This is a genomic window from Natronomonas halophila (genome assembly GCF_013391085.1).
Classification (GTDB): Archaea; Halobacteriota; Halobacteria; order Halobacteriales; family Haloarculaceae; genus Natronomonas; species Natronomonas halophila.
Genome location: NZ_CP058334.1, coordinates 2466433 through 2487419 on the forward strand (window position 1 = coordinate 2466433; position 20987 = coordinate 2487419).

Below are 20987 nucleotides of genomic sequence, written 5' to 3' on the forward strand. Positions count from 1 at the left end.
GGCCTCTTACCGTCAAGCTTTACCCCGGCCTTCGAGTACCCCGAGCATGGACCAGCTTCAGCAGTCCCTCCTCGACGCGCCGATTATCGAGAAGGACGGCTACCACTACTTCGTCCATCCGATCAGCGACGGCGTCCCGATGCTCGAACCCAGCCTTCTGCGCGAAATCGTCATCAAAATCATCCGCAAGGCGCAACTGGAGGACGTCGACAAAATCGTCACCCCCGCCGCGATGGGGATTCACATCTCGACGGCCGTCTCGCTGATGACCGATATCCCACTGGTCGTCATCCGCAAACGCGAGTACGGCCTCGAAGGCGAGACGCCGCTCTTCCAGGAGACCGGCTACTCCGAGAACCAGATGTTCATCAACGACGTCGACGAAGGCGACAGCGTCCTCGTCCTCGACGACGTGCTCTCGACCGGCGGCACGCTCTCGGCTATCTGCGACGCCCTCGAAGACATCGGCGCCGACATCGTCGACGTCGTCGCCGTCATCAAGAAGGTCGGCGGCGAGAACAAACTCGAAGCATCCCCTTACTCCGCGAAGACGCTCATCAACGTCGACGTCGTCGACGGCGACGTCGTCATCGTCGACGCGAAAGGCGACGACTAACAACCACTTTTTGCACGCTCCGGCGGTTCGGCGCGCTGCAGCGCCGAACCCGCCTCCGCGGTCATCAGATTCCTGCGGAATCTGATGGGCAATCAGACCGCGTCGCGGTCTGATGACGGCAAAAACGTGGGGAAAATATGCGCGAGAGCCTCCAGCCGCCTCCCTTCGGTCGTCGTTAGTCGGCTCTCGCTACGGCGGCTCACTTCGTTCGCCGCCGGGAACCGCCTCGGGGGCCTTCTTCGAAGGCCCCACTCGGCGGATACTAACCTTGATTTCTGCTAAACCTGTCTCAGTAATTCGCTGCGTAGGCTGCTTACGCCGAACACCGTATCGAATACTTGACAGATATATGATGGTGTCCGCGAGCGCTACGCGCTCGCGGTTCTCCGCGCCGAGCGTAGCGAGGCGCGGGACCAAGGCCCGACCGTAGGGAGGGCCGAAATGTCTTTTTCATCGAAGTTTTTGCCGGGTAGCGAGGGACCGTAGGTCCCTCGGACCATACGAGCGGGCCGAAGGCCCGCGAGCAGACGGCCGCAGGCGCCCGTGCAAAAAGTTCGGTGTAGAAAGTTCGATGGGAAACGTCGGGGAGTATAGCGGGAGGTAGATTTGAACTACCGATCTCCGGGTTATGAGCCCGGCGGAATCTCCTGGCTATCCCATCCCGCTACTTTCTCGTAATCCGGTCCGCCCATTAAGGGTTGTGATTGACGTGCCGTCTGTGGAATCCTACCGTGAATCGTGAACCCGCCAGGTAAGCAGGCTCTCGGCGACGTAGTTGACCGCGACGGCACAGCCGATGGCGACCGGGAGTGTAATCAGGGGCCAGACATCGGTATCGGCGACGACAACCGTCACGTCGAGACGAGTGAGGACGTAGACGACGACGAACTGAACCAACAGGCCGGCGGAGCGAACGACGTTGGATTTGACGAGGCGCCGGAACTTCGGCACCAACCCCGCCGCGCCGTGGTCGGCGAACGTCCAGTGGTCGTTGATGAGGAACATGAGGACGATGGCAATCTCGGCGCCGACGAGTTTGGCCCACTCGGCCGGCAGTATCGCACCGAGGGTAAGGGCGGAACTAACCGACAGGTCGACCGCGGCACCGATTGCTCCGACGCCGAGGAACTGGCCCATGCGGACCGGCGCAACCAGGATGTCACGGAGGTCGATGATGAGGTCGATGAGGCGGCGTTTCATTCTCTATCAACGAGCGCGATGTCGTCCTCACGTGCGAGTGCGTCGTGTAGCCGGCTATCCTGCAAGCGCTTGGCGCGGTGACGGGCGACGAACAGTGCCTTGCCCATCGAGAGGCTGGTCCGGACCGGCGAGACGGTCGAACCGGGTTTGTCCTCCCAGCGAATCGGCACCTCCGCGATTTCGAGGTCCAGCGCCGCGGCCATCGCCAGCAGTTCGACGTCCCACGCGAAGCCGGGTTCGTAGATGTGGGTCCGCACGCGCTCCCAGGCGTCGGCGGTGATGGCCTTCGCTCCGCACTGGTAATCGTAGAGTTGTGCCTCCAACAGCCGGCGGGCGAACCACGCGAAACCGTCGCCGAGGAGGCGACGGGCCAGCGTCTGGTGCCCGACGACGTGTGACCCCGGATGTCGGCGGGAGCCCGCGGCCACGTCGGCGTCGTCGAGTCCGTCGACGATTCGGGCGAGTTCCGATGCGGGCGTGCTGCCGTCGGCGTCGGCGAAGGCCAGTCGGTCCGTTTCGAGGGCCTCGAAGCCGGCGGTGATTGCGGCGCCTTTCCCCCGGCGGTAGGGGACCGCGTTGACCACGACGCCGGGGAGGGATGCCGCGGTAATCGACTCGAGTGTTTCCGGGTCGGGGTCGTCGAACTCGACGCGAACCGTTGCCGGGGACAGTTCCTCGACGATATCCTGGAGGTATGCCTCGAGGCGGGCAGGGTCGGGGCGGAAGGCGGGGACGACGACCCCAAGGCGGCTCATGTCCGCCTCTGGCATCCGGGTCAGCAAAAACCGTTCGACTCCGGTGTGACACTTCACAAGAGGTATAGGGGCTGGATTCGGCCATGTTGGTGATGGAATACGGCCTCGTCGCCCTCTGGCTGGCGATGTATCTCATCGTGGGACTCGCGACGCTCCCACTCGCAGCGGCCCTGTTCCCCCGGTTTCAGGACGCCGGCGCTGCCTTCGCCATCCCGGTCGGACTCGGAACCATCGGTATCGTCGGCTATCTGGTCGGCCATCTCGCCTTCGGCTGGCCGGCGCTGCTCGCCGCCCTCGTCGTGCTGCTCGCGGCCAGCGCGTTCGCCGGCGACAACGAACTCGTCGACGAGTACGCCTACGCCGAGGTCGCTGTCGTCTTTGCGGTCGCCTTCGGGTTCCTCGTCGCGATTCGTTCCGTAACTCCGGAAATCGCCCCATTACCGCTCGCTATCGGCGAGAAATTCCTCGATTTCGGCCTGCTCCGGACGTCGCTTCGTGCCGAGGCGCTCCCGCCGGAGGACATGTGGTTCGCCGGCGAGAGCCTGCAGTATTACTACGGCGGCCAGATGCTTACGGCGCTGTTGACGATACTGACCGGCACTGCGCCGCGGTTCGCCTACAACCTCGCGCTGGCGGGGTTTTACGCCTCGCTGGTGACCGCCGCCTACGGACTGGCGGGCGCAATCGCCGACTCCCACGGCGCGCCCCGACGCATCGCGGCCGGCCTCGGTGCCTTCTTCGTCGGTATCGCGGGGAACCTCTATACCGCCGGGCAGGTCCTCGTGTGGCTGCTGCCGGACTCGCTGGTCGCGTCGGTGACTGGCTTCGAGCGGGGCGGTGAGATTCTGTCGTGGAACCCGACGGAGTTCTGGTTCTTCGATACCAGTCGAATCATCCCGGGCACGATAAACGAGTTCCCGCTGTTCGCATGGCTCAACGGCGACCTTCACGCTCACATGCTGACCACGCCGTTCACGCTGCTGGTCGCCGCCCTCTGTTTCAGCTACTGGCAGACGCCGGAACCCGAACGCACGCGACGGCGACTGCTGCTGGCCTCGACTGCCCCAGTCGCGGGCTTTCTCGCCATCTCGAACACGTGGGACTTCCCGATAGCCGCCGGAGTCGTGCTGCTGACGGTCGCCTTCGCGCCGAGCGACCCGGCGACGCTGCTTCCGCCTCGACTGGCCGAGCGCGTCCCCCCGCGTGAGGGCCTTCTCGAAGAGGTACGCCGCGACGGGCTTGCCCTCGCCGGTGCAGTCGCGGTCCTGCTCGTCGGCGGTCTCCTCGTGATTCCGTTCTGGTTCGGAACTGCGAGCACGCGAAGCCTCGGCTTCTTGCCACCGCGGAGTGACCTCGGACCGCTCCTCATCGTCCACGGCGGCTTCCTGTTGGCTTTCGTCCCGTATCTCGCCGGCCGCGTCTATGGGACCGTGACGGTACCACGGAAGCGTCTCGCCGCCGCTGCGGTAATCGGGGCGGTCCTCCTCGTCGCTGTCTGGCTGTCCGGTTTCGCGGCGGTAGCGCTTTTCGGACCGCTACTCGTCGCCGCGTGGTACCTGCTGCGCCGCCGGGCCGATGTCGGGTTCGAGGCGGTGCTGCTGCTCGCCGGCATCGGCCTCGTGCTCATCGTCGAGTTCGCCTACGTCATCGAACCGCAGTACCAGGGGACGGACCTCGAGCGGATGAACACGGTGTTTAAGACCTACATGCAGGTGTGGGTCCTCTGGGCGCCGGCCGCGGGTGTCGCACTCGCGAGGCTGGTGGACCCCTCGAACGCGCTCCCGTCGGTCGATACGCCGGCCTGGCGGTCCGCGGGCGTGGCTATCGCCTGCGCGGTCCTATTGACGACCGGCCTCTATGCTGGGTTCGCGGTTCCGGCACATTTCGGTAACCAGCCGGTCGGTTCCGACGGGCCGACGCTCGACGGGACTGCCTACACGTACGAGCGCTATCCCGACGAAGCAGCGGCTATCGACTGGCTCGACGCTCGCGAGGGTCAACCGACCATCGTAACTGCCGCACCGGGCGGCTATCGGTGGAACCCCGACGAGGGACAGGGCGCATCGGCGCCGGCGAGCCTCACCGGCGTGCCGACCGTCCTCGGCTGGTTCCACGAACGACAGTACCGCGGCGGGGAACCGTACGAGAAGCGCCTCTCTGATGTCGAGACGATTTACGAGGGGTCGACCGTCGAACAGTCGTCGCTCTTCGAGCGCTACGACGTGGAATACGTCTACGTCGGGCCGGCAGAACGCGCACGATACGACCTCGCAATCGAGGACCACCCGGACCTTGCGGTCGCCTTCTGGGAGGGAGATGTCGTCATCTACGAGGTTCAGGGCTGACAGGCGGCGACCGCTTTCGATAGCCCGCGTGCCGCACGACCGCCTCGGCGGGCTATCGGCGAGGGATTAGAGCATACGGCCGCTGGCCGCGGTTTAGTATATAAACTGCCGGACGAAAACAGACGGTAGAACGGGGACGAACGTTGGGGCCGCGCTTAAACGGAGAGTTCGCCCTTGGCCTTGACGACGTCGAGGGCGTCGGCGTCGATGGTGTCGACATCGAGGTGCATCGGGATGTACTGGCGTTTCTCGAACGTCTCGCGTTCGTCCTCGGTGCCGATGGTACACCACAGCTGGACGCGGTCGGGGCCGTGCCATTCGCCCTGCCGGGAGATGTTGAAGCAGACGTGTTCCTCGCCGTCGTAGTTGATGATGGCGTCCTTCCGGATGCCGGGGTCCCCGTGGATGATGAGGTGCTTCATGCGCGGGTGTTTGCAGGAATATGGGTTAAGCGCTTCGAAGGCCGCTATCGGTACTGGCGTCGGTTCGTCGCCGGCAACCGACGCCGGATAGCGGACGCGAAACCAAACCCGTTTTAACCTACGGTGCGTTAGCCGTCGATAACTATGGAAATGCCACGCCGGTTCAACACGTATTGCCCGCACTGCGACGCCCACCACCAGCACGAGGTCGAGAAGGTCCGCTCGGGCCGTTCCTCGGGAACGAAGTGGGACGCTCGCCGAACCCGCCGCGGAAAGGCCGTCATCGGCAACGCCGGTCGCTTCTCTAAGGTGCCCGGTGGCGACAAGCCGACCAAGAAGACGGACCTGAAGTACCGCTGCAGCGACTGTGGCAAGGCCCACCTCCGCGAGGGATGGAGAGCAGGCCGTCTCACCTTCCAGGAGTAAGTATGGCAGGAAGCTTCTTCCGCGTCGAATGCGCGGACTGTGAGAACGAACAGGTCATCTTCGGAAAGGCCGCCAACGAAGTCAACTGCGCCGTCTGTGGCTCGACGCTCGCGACCCCGACGGGTGGCGACGCTGAGTTCCACGGCGACGTCGTCGAGACCGTCGAAGCGCGATAGGACCGAACCGGCGGGCGGAACGGTGCTTTTATTCTTATAAGACGGGTAGCGGTGAGTATGAAATATAGCGGCTGGCCTTCTCCGGGCGAACTTGTCGTCGGACGCGTCGACGAGATAGAGGACTTCGGGGTCTTCGTCGACCTCGAAGAGTACGAGGACAAACGCGGGCTGGTCCACGTCAGCGAGGTGGCCTCCGGATGGATCAAGAACGTCCGGGACCACGTCAACGAAGACCAGATGGTCGTCTGCAAGGTCATCGAAGTCGACCAGGACGCCCAGCAGGTCGACCTCTCCATCAAGGACGTCAACGACCACCAGCGCTCCGAAAAGGTTCAAGAGTGGAAAAACGAACAGAAAGCCGACAAGTGGATGGAAATCGCCTTCGGCGAGGACATCGACGACGACCGGTTCCGCTCGATTGCCAACGAACTCATCGACCAGTACGGCTCCCTTTATAAAGGGTTCGAGGAGGCCGCCATCCACGGCGAGGAGGCGCTCGAATCGACCGACCTCGACGACGATGACATCGACGTCATCGTCGAGACGGCCCGCGAAAACGTTTCGGTCCCCTACGTAACAGTGACGGGCTACGTCGACCTCGAATCCCCCGACGTCGACGGCGTCGAGGACGTCCGCGAGGCCATGCAGGCCGCCGAGGGCAACGGCGAAGTCCCCGAGGAGGTCGAACTCGACGTCACCTACGTCGGCGCGCCCGAGTACCGCATCAAGGTGAAGGCGCCGAACTACAAGACCGCCGAAACCCAACTGGAAGAAAGCGCGGCCCGCGCCCGCGAGGCCATCGAGGCCGCCGGTGGCACCGCCGACTTCCACCGCGAACGCCGCACCGACGAGGAGTGAGGTAGCGACCCCCGATGGCCAAATCCGACATTCGCGTCTGCTCGGCGTGGGAATCGACCCACGACCGCCCGGTCTACACGCTCGGCGAGGAATGTCCCGAGTGTGGCGCCGACGCCGAAAACACCGCGCCCGCGCCGTTCAACCCCGAAGACCCCTACGGCGAGTATCGGCGGCGAGCGCGGCGCCGCGACGAGTAGTTCTCAAACATCGCCGTGTTCTTATGCGGCCGGACCACCAGTACGGTGCATGGACGCCTTCGATATCGAGACCGTTTCCGACCCGGACCTTGAGGACCCCGTCCTCGTCGAGGGGCTGCCCGGCGTCGGCCACGTGGGGAAACTCGCCGCCGAACACCTGCTGGAGGAGTTCGACGGCGAGTTGGTACGCCGCGTTTACTCCGAACACTTCCCGCCGCAGGTGACCGTCGACGAGGGGCGCACGCAGTTGGCCTCCGCGGAGGTCTACGCGCTGCAGGAACCCGAACGGGACTTGCTCGTCCTCACCGGCGACCATCAGGCCGGCGACGGGCCGGGCCACTATCGCCTGACCGAGGGCTTTCTGGACGTCGCCGACGGGTTCGACGTCGACCGAATCTTCGCACTCGGCGGGGTTCCGACCGGCGAACTGGTCGACGAACCGGATGTCATCGGCGCCGCGACGACCGACGAGTTCATTGAGGACCTCGAAGACGTCGGCGTGGAGTTCCGCGAGGACGAACCCGCTGGCGGCATCGTCGGCATCTCCGGCCTCCTGCTCGGCCTCGGCGAGCGCAACGGGTTCGAGGCCGCCTGCCTGATGGGCGAGACCAGCGGCTATCTCGTCGACCCCAAAAGTGCCCGCGCAGTGCTGGAGGTCCTGCAGGAGGCGGTCGGCTTCGATATCGGCTACGACTCCCTCGAGGAACGGGCCGAGGAGATGGAGGAAGTCGTCAAGCGCATCCGCCAGATGGAACAGCAGGGGTCGGCCGCGCCGAGCGAGGAAGACCTCCGATATATCGGATAGCCGCTGTCGCATCGATAAACGTCTTAAGCGATTCTTCCCTAGGGGGCCTGTGCCCGTCGAAGCGCTGCTAACGCTTCCCCGATGGCTCTACCTCGGGGTGTTGCTCGGTGCTCTCCTGAGCGTCGGCGTCGCCGTGACGTTCGTCGTTGCCGCGCGCGTGTTCCCCGACGGAGGAGGCGATACCGGCCGAAGCTTTTCGACGGAGGACCGCCGTCGGGTAGAGATTCGCCGCTATCTGGACGCCATCGGCGAAGGATTCACCGAGGACGTCGCCGTCCACGGCGAACGCGTCGCGTTCTACCTTCCACACCGGGGCGTGGCCGTCACGTTCGATGCCCGAACTTTCTACGCGCTCGACGGAACGCCGACCCACGCGGTGCTGGTCGAACACGAACTACCGGGTATCGCTCTGGGCTCCCGTCTCCCGTTCGAAACGCCCGATATCTCCTTCGGTGAGGACGAAAACGAATCCGAAACCGCCAGCCAGGCCGACCGCCTCACCGAACGCGAACGGGCCGCATATGCCGTCCTCGGCCTCCCGGCGGACGCCGACCGGAACGCGGTCCAGCGGGCCTACCGCAAGCGAATCAAGGAGGTCCACCCGGACCACGGCGGCGACAAGGCCGCCTTCGAACGCGTCCGCGACGCCTACGATACCGCCAAACGACACGCCTCATGACACGAGTTCCAATTACCGACGACGTAATCGAACAGCTCTCGGAAGTCCTCGCCGCCGATATGCTCGACGACGAGCACAACTGGATGGGCGCGAGTTTCGCCGCACAGGACCTCGGCCACGAGGCCCTCGCGGAGTTCATTTACGAAGCCGACGCCGCAACCTACTACGAGGCCCTCCAGCGGGCGAAAGACCGCAACGAAGACTGATGGCCTGATGGCTAAAGTTTCTCTACGAACTCTTAAACGAGATACGAACAGGTTCAGATATCGTCGACTTCGTAGGCGAGGCCGGCATCCCGGAGCGCGTCGGTGACGCGGCCGGCGAGGTCCGTCGTCGCAACGACGACGACGTCGAGGCCACGACTCGCGGCGTCGGCCGCAACTTCGCCCGCAGCGAAGGTCACGTCCGCTTCGGTGTCGGATTTCCGAAGGGCGGCGACGGCTTCGACGCCCGCGGCGGCGACGACGTCGGCCTCGGCGGCCGCAGTGGCGAGCGCTTCGGAACCGTCGGGATAGCTCGACCGGATGGGCGAGACCTGAAAGACGGTTACGTCGCCGGGTTCGAGGTCGATGATGCCGGCGAAGCCGGTGACGCCGACGACCTCGCCTTCGGCGGCGTCGGTCGTGGCGACGCCCGTTGCGGGGCCTTCGTCGCCGGGGTCGGCATGGAGGAGGCCGTCCTCGATGAACAGCGACACCGTCTCCCCCGATTCGATGTCGGCAGTCGCGAAGGCGGCATCCTCCTGCATACTTCCGAGGACGTCCTCGGTGACGTGGTCGGCAAAGCGCTTGACGTCGGAGGCCTGCTGGAAGAGCCAGTCGACGCCCTGCTTGGTGACGCGATACCGCGACCGGGCCTCCTTTTCGACGAGGCCTTCGTCGACGAGTTCGCGGATGTACTCCGAGACCGCTTGGCTCGTCACCCCGACTGCGTCGGCGATTTCCCCCTGATTGACCGCCGGCTGCCGGTCCGCGATTTCGACGAGAACGCGGAACTTCGTCGCGGCCCGCTTGTTGTCGAGCACCTCGACCATACCGACCTCTCGTATCGGTTATTTATAAACCCCGGCGACTCCGGGCGTTTGCGGGGTGCTGGTTGGCCCTCCCAATACCCGTCAGGGATTTGCCGTCTACTCACCAAGCGACGGTATGGACTTCGTGCCGCGTGACCGCGCCGTCTATCTGCCGTCGGCCGACGTGCTCGTCCTCGCGGACCTCCACGTCGGCCGGGACGCGGCCTCGAACGTTCACGCGCGACTCGGCGAGCACGAAGACCTCACCGAGCGATTCGAAGCGCTGCTGGCCCACTACGGCCCCGCCGAAGCGGTCATCGCCGGTGACCTGCTGCATTCCTTCGATGCCCTGCCGACTGGCACCGCCCAGACGGTCCACGAACTCCGTGATATCGCCGCCGAAGCCGACTGTCGCGTCGTCGTCACGCCCGGCAACCACGATTCGATGCTCGGCGAACTGTGGGAGGGCTCGACTCCCGACGAATACCGTCCCTCGGGGGCTGATACCGTGATTACGCACGGCCACGAACCCCCGGAGGCGGATGCCGACTGCTACGTCGTCGGCCACGACCACCCGACCATCGATATCGAGGGCCAGCGGCATCCCTGCTATCTGTACGGCACCGAGCAGTACGACACCGCCGACGTGCTGATGCTGCCGGCCTTCAGCCGCGTGCCTGCGGGGATGCGTATCAACGACATGTCCGCAAGCGATTTCCAGTCGCCTCTCATCAAACGCGTGAACGCGTTCCGGCCCATCGTCCGGGATGAGGTTGCCGACGAGACACACGAGTTCCCGCCGCTCGGCGAGTTCCGGCGCCATTTATAGCGGTCCCCGACCCCGACGCCAAATCGGTCGGTAGCGGTACACATAAGGGATAGCGACCAAATCAGCGCATATGAGCATCTCCGACATCAAGGAACAACACGACCATCCCGCGTGGTTCACCGCCGGGGGGACCGCCGTCGCCTACGTCCTCATCCTCGTCACGATGACGATTCTGCTGTTCGGCCTGCCGTTTGTGGTTTTCTCCCTGCTATAACCCACTTTTTGCACGACGAGCCTGCGGCCGTCTGCTCGCGGGCCTTCGGCCCGCTCGCATGGTCCGAGAGACCTACGGTCTCTCGCTACCCGGCAAAAACTTCGATGAAAAATAGCGCGTACTCCTTCCGGCGGCCTTCGGCCGCCTCCAGTCCGTGTGCGCTACCGGACGCTCACTTCGTTCGCGTCCGGCGTGGTTCGAAAGGCGCTACGCGCCTTTCGTCATGCGAAAAGAGCGCTTTGCGCTCTTTTCAGCAAACCGCCTCGGGGGCGTTCTCAGGAAGACTCGCTTCGCTCATCTTCCAACGCTCTGGTTCGCTACGCTCACGAGACCTTCGAACGCCCCCACCCGGCGGATGCTACAACCAGTTCTGGCGTAGCTATCTACGGTGCGTTCTGGCGTAGCTTCCGAGCCAAAACAAGAGGAGATGTCCGCGAGCGAAGCGAGCGCGGGACCAAGGGCCGACGGTAGCGAGACTCCGAACGAAGTGAGGAGTCTCGTTATGGCGAACGGGGAGCGAAGCGACCCGTGAGCCGAGGGAGGCCCGCCGTGTCTTTTTCATGAAAGTTTTTGCCGCGAGCGCCAGCGGCGCTCGCGTGCAAAAAGTTTCAAGCGAAGGTTTTGGAGACGTCCTCGGTCTCTTCTTCGGTCTGCTTGATCTTCTGCCAGGCGTTCTCGAAGTCCTCCATCCGGACTTCGGTGCGGTCGTCGCGGATGGCGTACATGCCGGATTCGGTACAGATGGCTTTCACGTCGGCGCCGGAGGCGTTGTCGGCCATCTCGGCGAGTTCGCCGAAGTCGACCGTGTCGGCGACGTTCATGTTCCGCGTGTGGATCTGGAAGATCATCTCGCGGCCCTCGTGGTCCGGCTTGGGCACCTCGATAAGGCGGTCGAAGCGGCCGGGTCGGAGGATGGCGCGGTCGAGCATGTCGAAGCGGTTGGTCGCGGCGATAAGCGAAATCTGGCCGCGGTCCTCGAAGCCGTCCATCTCCGAGAGGAGTTGCATCATCGTCCGCTGGACCTCGGCGTCGCCGGAGGTCTTGGAGTCGGTCCGCTTGGCGGCGATGGCGTCGATTTCGTCGATGAAGACGACGGCGGGTTCCTGCTGGCGCGCGAGTTCGAAGAGGTCGCGAACGAGTTTCGCGCCTTCGCCGATGAACTTGTGGACCAGTTCGGAGCCGGCCATCTTGATAAAGGTCGCGTCGGTCTGATTGGCGACGGCCTTCGCGAGCATCGTCTTGCCGGTGCCGGGCGGCCCGTGCAGGAGGACGCCGCTCGGGGGGTCGATGCCCACTTCGTCGAACATTTCGGGGCTCTCGATGGGCAGTTCGACGGTCTCGCGGACCTCTTCCATCTGCTCGTCGATGCCGCCGATGTCGTCGTAGGAGACGTCCGGCGACTGGTCGACCTGCATGACGCGAGCGCGAACGTCAGTCTCGTCGTCGAGTTCCTTGACGATAGAAAGCGAGTTGTTGACCGCAACCCGCGAGTCGGGGCCGAGGTCCTCACGCAGGTCGTCGGTGACCTCGGTGAGGGCTTCCTGGTTGTTGCCGTGCTGTTTGATAATGACGCCCTCGTCCGTGATTTCCTGGACGGTGGCGACGAACAGCGGCGACTGCTTGAGCTTCTTGTTCTCGTGGGTAAGCCGCTCGAGCTTCTGCTGGTATTTGTTGTTCTCCGCGTTGGCGTCGAGGAGTTTGTCCCGCATTTCCTCGTTTTGCTGTTCGAGGATCTCGAGACGCTCCTCCAGCGCCTCCACTTTCTCCTGCTGTGACGCGCCGTCCTCGTAGGGGAGGTCGACGTCGTCAACAGTATCAGTCATCAACAGGTCCGTAGCGGCCGTAGTTATAAGAGACTTCGGGTAGGCTCACCCGCCTGACGTTGCCGAAAACCCCCGGTACGAGGGTTCGACGCTGCGCGATGCGGAATTACTATTGGGTATATTTTTGAATAGTAAGTATTATCACGTGTCATGGGAATACTCCAAGTACCATGAGTGCAACCGAAGTGCAGGCGGAGTCCGAGGCGGTCGGCTGGGAGGCCGTTGCGGACCTGCCGCCGAGCGCCAAGCTGGTCGCGAAGGTCCTCGAATACAACGACCGGCTCACCCAGAGCCAACTCGCCGAGGAGACGATGCTGCCGGCCCGGACCGTCCGCTATGCGCTTACCCGACTCGAAGAGGTCGACGCCGTCGAGTCCCGCTTTTCCTTTACCGACGCTCGCAAGCGCGTCTACGCCCTCGCCGTCGAAAACTGAGCGGCCCACACGATTCGTTCTTTCTGCCGTCTCGCCGTTCACCCCTGTCGGTATTCAGCCCGAGTCAGGCTTGGGGTTCGACCGTCGGTCATCGAATTTCCGCTGCCGCCGGGTAATCGCCCAGACGATTGCCGGCACACCCACGGCCGTCGGCCCGAGCCAGCGTGCCAGCGGCGGGAGCATCGTGAGGTTGACCGTAACGGCCGCGGTGACGGTTGCGATGTAGCCGCCACCCATGAGCGTGATGTGGCGATAGAGCCACGCCATGCGGTCTGTCGGCGGCCGGTAGATACGCCACAGCGCCTGTGCGGCGAGTGCCAGCCCGATGGCGCCGAACACGAGCAGAACGGTCCCGAGGCCGTTCCCCGAACGCAGGTCGTAGCCGCCGAGGACCAGCATCCCGACGCCGAAGAGGACCATCGTCAGATGCAGTGCCCAGTCGACGGGAGCGGCGACCCCCGGGTCGGGCCGCTTTCGGGCGAGTGCGCGATATCCGGCGGCGACGAGATAGCCGGAAAAGACGGCGATGGTAAACAGGAAGTAGTCGCCGTCGACCAGCGCCAGCGGCATCGCCGTCACGACGACGACGGCCATCGACAGTGCGTAGGTTCTGCCCGCCCGGAGGTGTCTCGTGCCGCCCTTTTCGGTCAGGATGGCCGCGAGTCCGGCAAGGAGGGCGATACCACCGGCGGCGATGTGGACCAGCAGCGTCAGCGAGAGGGTCGTGAGTGGCATCCATACGACTGGTTCGGCGAAAAGTGGATATACGTTTGCCCAACATGTTGGTATATGTCCGCCGACCCCTCCCGCGTCGTGGACGCTCGGTTCCGTATCGAACTGCCCGACGACGCGTGGATTTCGGAGGTTTCCCGGGAGTTTCCCACCGCCGACCTCCGCCTGCTCGTGGGGTATCGCACTGAAGACGGGGCGATGGAACTCGGGGAAGTCGTCGCGGATGACCCGACGCCGGTGAGCGAGGCCATCGAATCCCATCCGGCAGTCAACACCTATCAGCGCCTGCACGCGGACGACGAGCGCACGTTAGCCCGATACGAGGCCGATGGATCCGGGTTCTACGAGTTCGTCGAGCGGTCGCCGCTGACACCCGAGTATCCGGTCGTCGTCCGAAACGGCTGGTTTACCGTCGACGTCACCGCGACGCGGGATTCGTTCGACGCGTTCCGGGCGGGTCTGGAGGCCTCCCCGAGGGACTACGAACTGCTCTCGGTGGTCGGCGCCGTCGACGACGAGGGGGTGTTAACCGACAGGCAGCGCGAGGTACTGGAACAGGCGCTGCAGGCGGGCTATTTCGAGGTGCCACGAGGCTGTACCCTCACGGATGTCGCAGCATCGCTCGACGTCGATAAATCGACGGCCAGCGAGATTATCAGGCGGGCCGAGGGCCGCCTCGTCGCGCGGTATTTGAGTTCATCCGGCGTGTGAGCGACCCGACGCCCCGAGGTTTTTATCTGATGCCGGGGCCAGCGCCGTCCACCAGATGACGGCCGACGGTGACGCTATCGATGTCGATACGGACCGGGTGAAAGCCTCCCTGCGGCGTCTCACGGACACCGATGACGCCACCGTTATCGCACGGGCCGACGCGGCCATTGACGACCTCGATAAAGCGGCCGCGTTCGTCGAATCGGTCGGACTCGATAGACTCGAAGCCGCCGTCGAGGCGACCGAGGCACCGACCCGCCGCGAGACGGGCGAACGCGCACTCGAAGCCTTCCGTCGATTTCGCGCGGCGGCATCCGGGGACGGCGTTCACTTTCACCGTGGTCGCGGAACCGATTTAAGAGGCGGTACCGAAGAAAGCACCAGATGACACGGGTGATTCACACCGGCGACACCCACCTCGGCTACCGACAGTACCATCTGCCGGAACGGCGGGAGGACTTCCTCGACGCCTTCCGGCAGGTCGCCGAGGACGCGGTGGAAGACGACATCGACGCCGTCGTCCACGCCGGCGACCTCTTTCACGACCGCCGCCCCGGCCTGCCCGACCTCCTGGGGACGATCGACGTCCTCGAAACGCTCGACGAGGCCGGGGTTCCGTTCCTCGCTATCGTCGGCAACCACGAGACCAAGCGCGACGCCCAGTGGCTGGACCTCTTCGAGGCCATGGGCCTCGCGACCCGTCTCGGCGATGACCCGGTCGTAATCGGGGATACCGCCTTCTACGGGCTCGACTTCGTCCCGCGCGCACAGCGCGATAGCCTCGACTACGAGTTCGAATCCCACGACGCCGACCACGCGGCGCTCGTCTCCCACGGCCTCTTTTCGCCGCTGGTCCCCGACTACGGCAACGTCGAATGGGACGCCGAGGAAGTCCTTGCCGAGGCCAACCGCGAGTTCGACGCGATGCTGCTCGGCGACGAACACGCCCCCACGCGCGAGCAAATCGGGGGCACGTGGGTGACCTACTGTGGCTCCACGGAGCGCGCAAGCGCGAGCGAACGCGACGAGCGAGGCTACAATATCGTCGAGTTCGACGACGGCGTCTCCGACGGAACGTCGGAGGCTCGTCAGACGGAGTCTGACGGTGGCGTTCACATCTCCCGACGGGGCATCGAAACCCGAGAGTTCGTCTTCATCGACCTCGAACTCGGCGAGACGGAGGGCTTCGACCGCGTCCGGGACCGCCTCCGGGAACACGACCTGACTGACGCCGTCGTTCACGTATCGCTGGAGGGCGACGGCGAGGATGTTTCGGCCGCCCGCATCGAGGAGTTCGCCGCCGACGCGGGCGCGCTGGTCGCTCGCGTCAACGACCGACGGGAGGTCTCCGAGGAGACGGACCTCGACGTCGCCTTCGCCGACCCCGATGAGGCCGTTCGCGAGCGCGTGCGTGACCTCGGTCTCAGCGGCGCGGCCCGTGACCTCGATGAGATGATTCGTGCCAGCAAAATCGCCGACTCGAACGTCGCCGACGAGGCCGAAGACCGAATCGCGGACTTACTCGACGACCCGAGCGCCTTCGACTCGGCGCCCGCCGAGGAGACCGAAACCGTCGCCGACCGGATGGGCGATGATGCGTCGGCTGACGGGGCTTCCGAGGAGACGGATGCGGATGTAGAAGCGGAAGCTGACGAGACACCGGAACCGAGCGACGAACCTCCCGCTGAGGAACCGACTCCTGACCCCACCGACGGGGATGGCCAACAACCACCGGCCGCACAGGGTGAAGACCAGGCCTCGATGGAGGATTACCTATGAGGTTCGACCGGATTCGCCTACAGAACTTCAAGTGCTACGCCGATAGCGACCTCTCGCTGCGCTCGGGCGTGACGGTCATCCACGGCGTCAACGGCAGCGGGAAATCCTCCCTGCTTGAGGCGTGTTTCTTCGCCCTCTACGGCACCGACGCCATCGATGGCACGCTCGATGACGTCATCTCGAACGACGCCGAGGAAATGACCGTCGAACTGTGGTTCACCCACAACGGCGCCGAATACCGCGTCGAACGTGAGGTCAAACTCCGCGGCGACAGCGCCCAGACCACGACCTGTCTGCTGGAAACCCCTGAGGGAACCATCGAGCAGGTCACCGACGTCGAAAACCACATCGAGAGCCTCCTGCGGATGGACGCCGAGGCGTTCGTCAACTGCGCGTACGTCCGGCAGGGCGAGGTGAACAAACTCATCAACGCCTCGCCGAGCGACCGACAGGACATGATCGACGATCTCCTCCAACTCGGCAAACTGGAGGAGTACCGCGAACGGGCGAGCAAGGCCCGCGTCGGCGTCGGCCGCGTCCGAGACGACAAACAGGGTGCGCTCTCACAGGTCGAAGAGCAGATCGCCGAGAAGGAAGAGCAGAACCTCCACGAACGGCTCAATGGCCTCAAAAGCGACCTCGCAGAGATAAACGAAGACATCGAGGAGAAAACCGAACAGCGCGATGCGGCCAAAGAACGCCTCGAGGAGGCGAATGCCATCCTCGAAGAGTTCGAACAGCGCCGCGAGGAAATCGCGGACCTCGAAACCGAAATCGAGGAGCTCACTTCGACCATCGCCGACGCCGAAACCGAACGCGAGAAACTGGCCGAGCAGGTCAGGACGCTCCGAGAGGAAGCGGACGAACTGCGGGAGGAGATGGACGAGGCGGTCGCCGAGACTGACCTCGAAGAGGCCGACCCCGATGCCGTCGACGAACGGCTCACGGAACTGGCCGAACGGGCCGACGAGATTCGCGATGATATCGAGGAGCGGCGGCTGGAAGCCCAAGAACACGCTGGTACCGCCGAAACGAAACGCGAGCGGGCCGCGGAACTCCGCGAGCAGGCCAGCGGAGCGGGGGAGGAAGCAGACGCCCTCGAAACCGAAGTCGAGGAGGAGCGCGACAAACTCCGAGAGCGTCGCGAAGACCTCGCGGACCTCGACGAGGAAATCGAGGGGCTGCGCGAGGAACTGGACGAGGCACCGGTTGCTCGCGACGAAATCGACGTCCACCGCGAGGACGTCGGCAAGGAGCTAACCGAAGCGAAAGAGCGGGTCGCGGAACTCACCGCGAGCCTCGAAAACGCCGAGGAGACGGTCGCCGAAGCAGAGCGCCTGCTGGAGGAGGGCAAATGCCCCGAATGCGGCCAACCGGTCGACGACTCGCCGCACGTCGAATCCATCGACGAGGACCGCGAACGGGTCTCGGAACTCGAAACGGAACTCGAAACCGCCGAGGCGCGCGTCGAAGAACTCGAAGAAAAACGCGAGCAGGCCGAAGCGCTGGCCGAAACCGCTTCGGAACTGTCGCGACTCGAAGATTCCCGGGAGAACGCCACCCAACTCATCGACCAGAAGGTCGAATCGGTCGAGGAGAAGGCTGACCGAGTTGAGGAACTCCGCGAGGAAGCCGAAGAGTACGAGGAGGCCGCCGACGAAGCCGACGAAGCGGCCGAGGAAGCGGAATCGAAGGCCGACGAGGCCCGACAGGCTATCGGCGAGTTGAACCAGCAAAAGGCGTCCATCGACGAGTCCCGAGAGCGTCTGGAGCGCATCGAGGAACTGCTCGAAGAAATCGACGACACCGAACAGCGAATCGAGCAGTTGCGCGAGCGCCGGGACAACAAGGAGGAACTCAACGAACAGCGCCGCGAGCGACTCTCCGACAAGCGTGAGCGGAAGGCCGAACTCGAAGACGAGTTCGACGAATCTGCCCTTGAGAAGGCCGAAGCCCAGAAAAAGAAGGCCGAGGGCTATCTGGAGGACGTCGAACCGTATCTGGACGACCAGCGCGAGACGCGCGACGAACTCCAGAACAAAATCGGCGCGGTCGAAAACGAAATCGAGGAACTGGAGAACCTCCGCGAACGGCGCGAGGACCTCCAGCAGACCGTCGACCGCCTCGAATCCCTCTACGACGAGGCCCACGACCTCCAGGAGATGTACACGGAACTGCGGGCCGACCTCCGACAGCGGAACGTCGAGAAACTGGAGGCGATGCTCAACGAGACGTTCGACCTCGTCTACCAGAACGATTCGTACGCGCGCATCGAGTTGGACGGCGACTACGAGTTAACCGTCTACCAGAAGGACGGCACGCCGCTGGACCCCGACCAGTTGTCGGGCGGCGAGCGCGCGCTGTTCAATCTCTCGCTGCGATGTGCCATCTACCGCCTCCTCTCGGAGGGCATCGAGGGACAGGCCCCGACGCCGCCGCTCATCCTCGACGAACCGACGGTCTTCCTCGATTCGGGCCACGTCTCGAAACTCGTGGAACTGGTCGAATCGATGACCGACCACGGCGTCGACCAGATCGTCGTCGTCAGCCACGACGAGGAACTGGTCGGTGCGGCCGACGACCTCATCGCCGTTCACAAGGACCCGACGACGAACCGGTCCTCGGTCGAACGTTCGGCGACCGTCGAGGCGCTGTCCTAATCGCGGAGGCCGGCGAGGCCCTCTTTTCCGCCTTCGGTGAGTCCGTAGCCGCGCTCGCCGTTGACGGTTGCCTCTTCGACCAGCCCCGCGGCCCGTAACTCGGCGAAGGTGCCGTGGATATCGGATTCACAGAGGTCGTAGGCGCCGAGGATTTCCCGAACAGAAAGGGGACCGCGTTCGTCCAGTTCCACGAGAACGCCGAGAGTCTGCTCGGAGTGAACCGCGGTTACGACCTTTCGGACAGGGGAGGGAACGCGTTCGGCGGCCACCGTGAGCGGGGAGTCACCGGTCGCTTCCAGTTCGTCGTTCGGCAGGTACTGCTCGTCGCCGGTTTCGGGGTCACGAACGAGACTCGATTCGTCGGAGCGTTTGACGAGCAGGTACCGCTCGCCCTCGTGTTCGACGGTTCTCATCAGTTGGTGTCCTCCTCGTGGCCGATGTCGGACTCTTCGGTATCTTCCGTGTCTTCAGTCTCTTCCTTTCTTTCGTCGCGTTCCCGGAGTTTTCGTTTGCCTTTCAGATAGAAGCGAACCGTGAAGACGGCCGCTATCGAGCCGACGAGCAGCGCGGGTCCCCCCATCGCCCAATCGCCGCGGAAGTAGACGAGCATCGCACCGATGGAAAGCGCCGCAAGCGCTGTGTTGAGGAAGACGACGGCACCCCAGAAGGCCCGGAAGAGGCCCTCCTCCATGTCGGCGGTCGCGCCGAGTGACTCCTTGACCCGCGAATCGACGTTCGCGGTGGGGTCGGGCGTGTCGGGGCCGAGGTCCTCCGGGTCGAACCCCTCCGGTTCGTCCGGCCAGGCCTCCTCCTCCTCGTCTTCCAGGGGGTTCACAGTCGATGTGACGGCCTGGAGAACGAAAAGTCACGCGACCTTCTCGCCAGTCGACGGACGCGACGTTGGTAAAGAGTTTTGCCGCCGCGGGGATGAGAGACGGGCATGACTACGTTCGAGTACGACGTCGCTATCGTCGGTGCCGGGACAGCAGGGTGTTATGCCGGCGCGACGATCTCGGATGCGGGATACGACGTCGTCATCGTCGAGCGGAAAGACGAGGAGGAAGCGGGCCACATCGCCTGCGGTGACGCGCTCAAGGGAGCGGACAAGTTCCCGAAATCGATACCGAAATCCGAAATCGAGAGCTCCTTTACCAACACCGATGTCGACCACGGCCTCTTCGATATTCCCCGGGAGAACGCGACTCTCGATATCCCGGTTCCGGGTGAACTCGCGGTCATCGACCGCTGGGAGTACGGCCGACAGATAATCGACGGTGCCGAACGCGCCGGCACCGAGTTCCACTACGACACGGTCGTGCAGGACGTCCTTCAGGACGACACCGGTCGCGTCTATGGTCTCAAGGCCATCAAACAGGGCGAGCCGCGAACCTACGAGGCCGACGTCGTCCTCGACGGCGCGGGCGCGCTGTCGATTCTGCAGGACAAGGCCGACTTCGAGGGAACGACCTTCGATACGAACGTCCGCTACTCGCAGTTCTCCTCGGCCTACCGCGAGGTTATCGAAGTCGACGAACCGGTCGAGTGGTCCGACGCGCTGGTCATCAAGCCGACCAAGCGCTCGGCGGGCTATCTGTGGTACTTCCCGCGGACGCCGACCGAGATTAACGTCGGCCTCGGCTTCCAGATGAACGAAGAGCCGATGCAACTGGTCGAGGACCTCCGGGAGGACATCAGCCAGCGGCCGGAACTCAAAAACGCCACCGTCAAGGACAAACTCGGCGCTGCGCTGCCGACCCGACGGCCCTACGATTCGGCGGTCGCACCGGGATTCATGGCTATCGGCGACGCGGCGGCCCACGTCAACCCCATCAGCGGCGGCGGTATCGCGGGCGCCGCCTACGCCGGCCAGTACGCCGGCGAGAAGGCCATCGAGGCTATCGAGGAGGACGACGTGAGCGAGGAGAACCTCTGGGAGTACAACGAGCGTGTGATGGACCACTACGGTGCCCGATATGCGGCGCTGGACGTCTACAACATCTTCGCGACGGCCTACGACCTCGATGACCTGCTGGGCCTGCTGGCGGCGATGCCCGCCGAAAAGCTCTCGGACGCGCTGTATTCGGGGTCGGCCAACGTCGGCCTCGGCCTCAAACTGCAGGTGCTCATCAAGAGTTTCGGCCACTGGGACACGCTGAAGAACCTCTACGACACGAAGAAACTGGCCGACCGCCTGCTGGACCACTACGAGACGTATCCCTCCAGTCCCGAAGGGTTCGCCGACTGGCAGCGCAAGCGGGACCGCATCATGGACGACATCTACGCCGAAACCGGCGCCGAAGCCAAATACTGAGCA

25 protein-coding genes and 1 tRNA gene are annotated in these 20987 nt (G+C 64.3%); 17 read left to right on the plus strand and 9 right to left on the minus strand.

Going from position 1 to position 20987, the window contains the following annotated elements; translation table 11 throughout:
- The first annotated feature begins 46 nt into the window (after positions 1 to 46).
- The gene (gene hpt / locus HWV23_RS13145) at positions 47 to 616 is read left to right on the plus strand and encodes a hypoxanthine/guanine phosphoribosyltransferase (RefSeq protein WP_178290851.1); all 570 of its coding nucleotides are present in this window, start codon (positions 47 to 49) and stop codon (positions 614 to 616) included.
- 591 nt (positions 617 to 1207) lie between these two features.
- Here the strand turns inward: hpt and HWV23_RS13150 are convergent.
- The 3 genes from HWV23_RS13150 to HWV23_RS13160 form a co-directional block, all read right to left on the minus strand.
- A tRNA-Met gene (locus tag HWV23_RS13150) sits at positions 1208 to 1282 on the minus strand.
- Positions 1283 to 1342: 60 nt separating this feature from the next.
- A complete protein-coding gene (locus HWV23_RS13155) occupies positions 1343 to 1816 on the minus strand; it encodes a GtrA family protein (protein WP_178290852.1) in 474 nt (157 codons plus the stop codon).
- Positions 1813 to 2571 (minus strand): glycosyltransferase, encoded by a 759-nt coding sequence (locus HWV23_RS13160; protein ID WP_178290853.1) that lies wholly within the window; start codon positions 2569 to 2571, stop codon positions 1813 to 1815. The genes HWV23_RS13155 and HWV23_RS13160 overlap by 4 nt, the downstream gene beginning before the upstream one ends.
- A 92-nt stretch (positions 2572 to 2663) precedes the next feature.
- On the opposite strand from HWV23_RS13160, the gene HWV23_RS13165 reads away from it, so the two are divergent.
- A complete protein-coding gene (locus HWV23_RS13165) occupies positions 2664 to 4916 on the plus strand; it encodes a DUF2298 domain-containing protein (protein ID WP_178290854.1) in 2253 nt (750 codons plus the stop codon).
- Between the two features lie 155 nt (positions 4917 to 5071).
- On the opposite strand, the gene HWV23_RS13170 is transcribed toward HWV23_RS13165, so the two are convergent.
- Entirely contained in the window at positions 5072 to 5338 is a 267-nt protein-coding gene (locus tag HWV23_RS13170; protein ID WP_178290855.1) for an HAH_0734 family protein, read from the minus strand.
- Between the two features lie 144 nt (positions 5339 to 5482).
- Between HWV23_RS13170 and HWV23_RS13175 the strand changes: the two genes are divergently transcribed.
- Genes HWV23_RS13175 through HWV23_RS13205 form a run of 7 tightly spaced genes read left to right on the plus strand, consistent with a single transcriptional unit; the run spans position 5483 to position 8685 of the window.
- Entirely contained in the window at positions 5483 to 5764 is a 282-nt protein-coding gene (locus HWV23_RS13175; protein ID WP_178290856.1) for a 50S ribosomal protein L44e, read from the plus strand.
- A gap of 2 nt (positions 5765 to 5766) precedes the next feature.
- Positions 5767 to 5940, plus strand: a complete 174-nt coding sequence (locus HWV23_RS13180) for a 30S ribosomal protein S27e (RefSeq protein WP_178290857.1) — start codon at positions 5767 to 5769, stop codon at positions 5938 to 5940.
- A gap of 57 nt (positions 5941 to 5997) precedes the next feature.
- The gene (locus HWV23_RS13185) at positions 5998 to 6798 is read left to right on the plus strand and encodes a translation initiation factor IF-2 subunit alpha (protein ID WP_178290858.1); all 801 of its coding nucleotides are present in this window, start codon (positions 5998 to 6000) and stop codon (positions 6796 to 6798) included.
- 14 nt (positions 6799 to 6812) lie between these two features.
- Positions 6813 to 6995, plus strand: a complete 183-nt coding sequence (locus HWV23_RS13190) for an RNA-protein complex protein Nop10 (RefSeq protein ID WP_178290859.1) — start codon at positions 6813 to 6815, stop codon at positions 6993 to 6995.
- 49 nt (positions 6996 to 7044) lie between these two features.
- Positions 7045 to 7800, plus strand: a complete 756-nt coding sequence (locus tag HWV23_RS13195; RefSeq protein ID WP_178290860.1) for a proteasome assembly chaperone family protein — start codon at positions 7045 to 7047, stop codon at positions 7798 to 7800.
- Positions 7801 to 7849: 49 nt separating this feature from the next.
- Positions 7850 to 8479 carry a J domain-containing protein gene (locus HWV23_RS13200; protein WP_178290861.1) on the plus strand — a complete coding sequence of 210 codons (630 nt, stop codon included), beginning with the start codon at positions 7850 to 7852 and terminating at the stop codon, positions 8477 to 8479.
- A complete protein-coding gene (locus HWV23_RS13205) occupies positions 8476 to 8685 on the plus strand; it encodes a hypothetical protein (protein WP_178290862.1) in 210 nt (69 codons plus the stop codon). The genes HWV23_RS13200 and HWV23_RS13205 overlap by 4 nt, the downstream gene beginning before the upstream one ends.
- Before the next feature lie 53 nt (positions 8686 to 8738).
- Here HWV23_RS13205 and HWV23_RS13210 read toward each other — a convergent pair whose 3' ends face one another.
- Positions 8739 to 9512 carry a DUF7839 domain-containing protein gene (locus HWV23_RS13210; protein ID WP_178290863.1) on the minus strand — a complete coding sequence of 258 codons (774 nt, stop codon included), beginning with the start codon at positions 9510 to 9512 and terminating at the stop codon, positions 8739 to 8741.
- Between the two features lie 115 nt (positions 9513 to 9627).
- Here HWV23_RS13210 and HWV23_RS13215 point away from each other — a divergent pair, with 115 nt between their 5' ends.
- Positions 9628 to 10320 (plus strand): metallophosphoesterase, encoded by a 693-nt coding sequence (locus tag HWV23_RS13215; RefSeq protein WP_178290864.1) that lies wholly within the window; start codon positions 9628 to 9630, stop codon positions 10318 to 10320.
- Between the two features lie 70 nt (positions 10321 to 10390).
- Positions 10391 to 10534, plus strand: a complete 144-nt coding sequence (locus HWV23_RS13220) for a hypothetical protein (protein ID WP_178288266.1) — start codon at positions 10391 to 10393, stop codon at positions 10532 to 10534.
- Between the two features lie 608 nt (positions 10535 to 11142).
- On the opposite strand, the gene pan1 is transcribed toward HWV23_RS13220, so the two are convergent.
- A complete protein-coding gene (gene pan1, locus HWV23_RS13225; protein ID WP_178290865.1) occupies positions 11143 to 12357 on the minus strand; it encodes a proteasome-activating nucleotidase Pan1 in 1215 nt (404 codons plus the stop codon).
- 170 nt (positions 12358 to 12527) lie between these two features.
- On the opposite strand from pan1, the gene HWV23_RS13230 reads away from it, so the two are divergent.
- On the plus strand, positions 12528 to 12791 hold the full coding sequence (locus HWV23_RS13230; RefSeq protein WP_178290866.1) for a MarR family transcriptional regulator: 264 nt from the start codon (positions 12528 to 12530) through the stop codon (positions 12789 to 12791).
- 54 nt (positions 12792 to 12845) lie between these two features.
- On the opposite strand, the gene HWV23_RS13235 is transcribed toward HWV23_RS13230, so the two are convergent.
- Complete coding sequence (locus tag HWV23_RS13235; RefSeq protein WP_178290867.1) at positions 12846 to 13526, minus strand: hypothetical protein; 681 nt, start codon at positions 13524 to 13526, stop codon at positions 12846 to 12848.
- 54 nt (positions 13527 to 13580) lie between these two features.
- On the opposite strand from HWV23_RS13235, the gene HWV23_RS13240 reads away from it, so the two are divergent.
- From HWV23_RS13240 to rad50, 4 genes are read left to right on the plus strand one after another with little or no spacing between them, the layout of a single operon-like run.
- Positions 13581 to 14234: a helix-turn-helix domain-containing protein gene (locus HWV23_RS13240; RefSeq protein ID WP_178290868.1), complete on the plus strand. Its 654-nt coding sequence runs from the start codon at positions 13581 to 13583 to the stop codon at positions 14232 to 14234.
- A 55-nt stretch (positions 14235 to 14289) separates the two neighbouring features.
- Entirely contained in the window at positions 14290 to 14622 is a 333-nt protein-coding gene (locus HWV23_RS13245) for a DUF7966 family protein (protein ID WP_178290869.1), read from the plus strand.
- Positions 14619 to 16013 (plus strand): DNA double-strand break repair protein Mre11, encoded by a 1395-nt coding sequence (gene mre11 / locus HWV23_RS13250; protein ID WP_178290870.1) that lies wholly within the window; start codon positions 14619 to 14621, stop codon positions 16011 to 16013. Before HWV23_RS13245 ends, mre11 begins: the two co-directional genes overlap by 4 nt.
- Positions 16010 to 18673 carry a DNA double-strand break repair ATPase Rad50 gene (gene rad50 / locus HWV23_RS13255; protein WP_178290871.1) on the plus strand — a complete coding sequence of 888 codons (2664 nt, stop codon included), beginning with the start codon at positions 16010 to 16012 and terminating at the stop codon, positions 18671 to 18673. Before mre11 ends, rad50 begins: the two co-directional genes overlap by 4 nt.
- Here the strand turns inward: rad50 and HWV23_RS13260 are convergent.
- Together HWV23_RS13260 and HWV23_RS13265 are read right to left on the minus strand one after the other, a co-directional pair.
- Positions 18670 to 19086, minus strand: a complete 417-nt coding sequence (locus tag HWV23_RS13260; protein WP_178290872.1) for a DUF7346 family protein — start codon at positions 19084 to 19086, stop codon at positions 18670 to 18672. The genes rad50 and HWV23_RS13260 overlap by 4 nt on opposite strands.
- Entirely contained in the window at positions 19086 to 19508 is a 423-nt protein-coding gene (locus HWV23_RS13265; protein WP_178290873.1) for a DUF7322 domain-containing protein, read from the minus strand. The genes HWV23_RS13260 and HWV23_RS13265 overlap by 1 nt, the downstream gene beginning before the upstream one ends.
- A 105-nt stretch (positions 19509 to 19613) precedes the next feature.
- On the opposite strand from HWV23_RS13265, the gene HWV23_RS13270 reads away from it, so the two are divergent.
- Positions 19614 to 20984 carry a geranylgeranyl reductase family protein gene (locus tag HWV23_RS13270; protein ID WP_178290874.1) on the plus strand — a complete coding sequence of 457 codons (1371 nt, stop codon included), beginning with the start codon at positions 19614 to 19616 and terminating at the stop codon, positions 20982 to 20984.
- Positions 20985 to 20987: the final 3 nt, after the last annotated feature.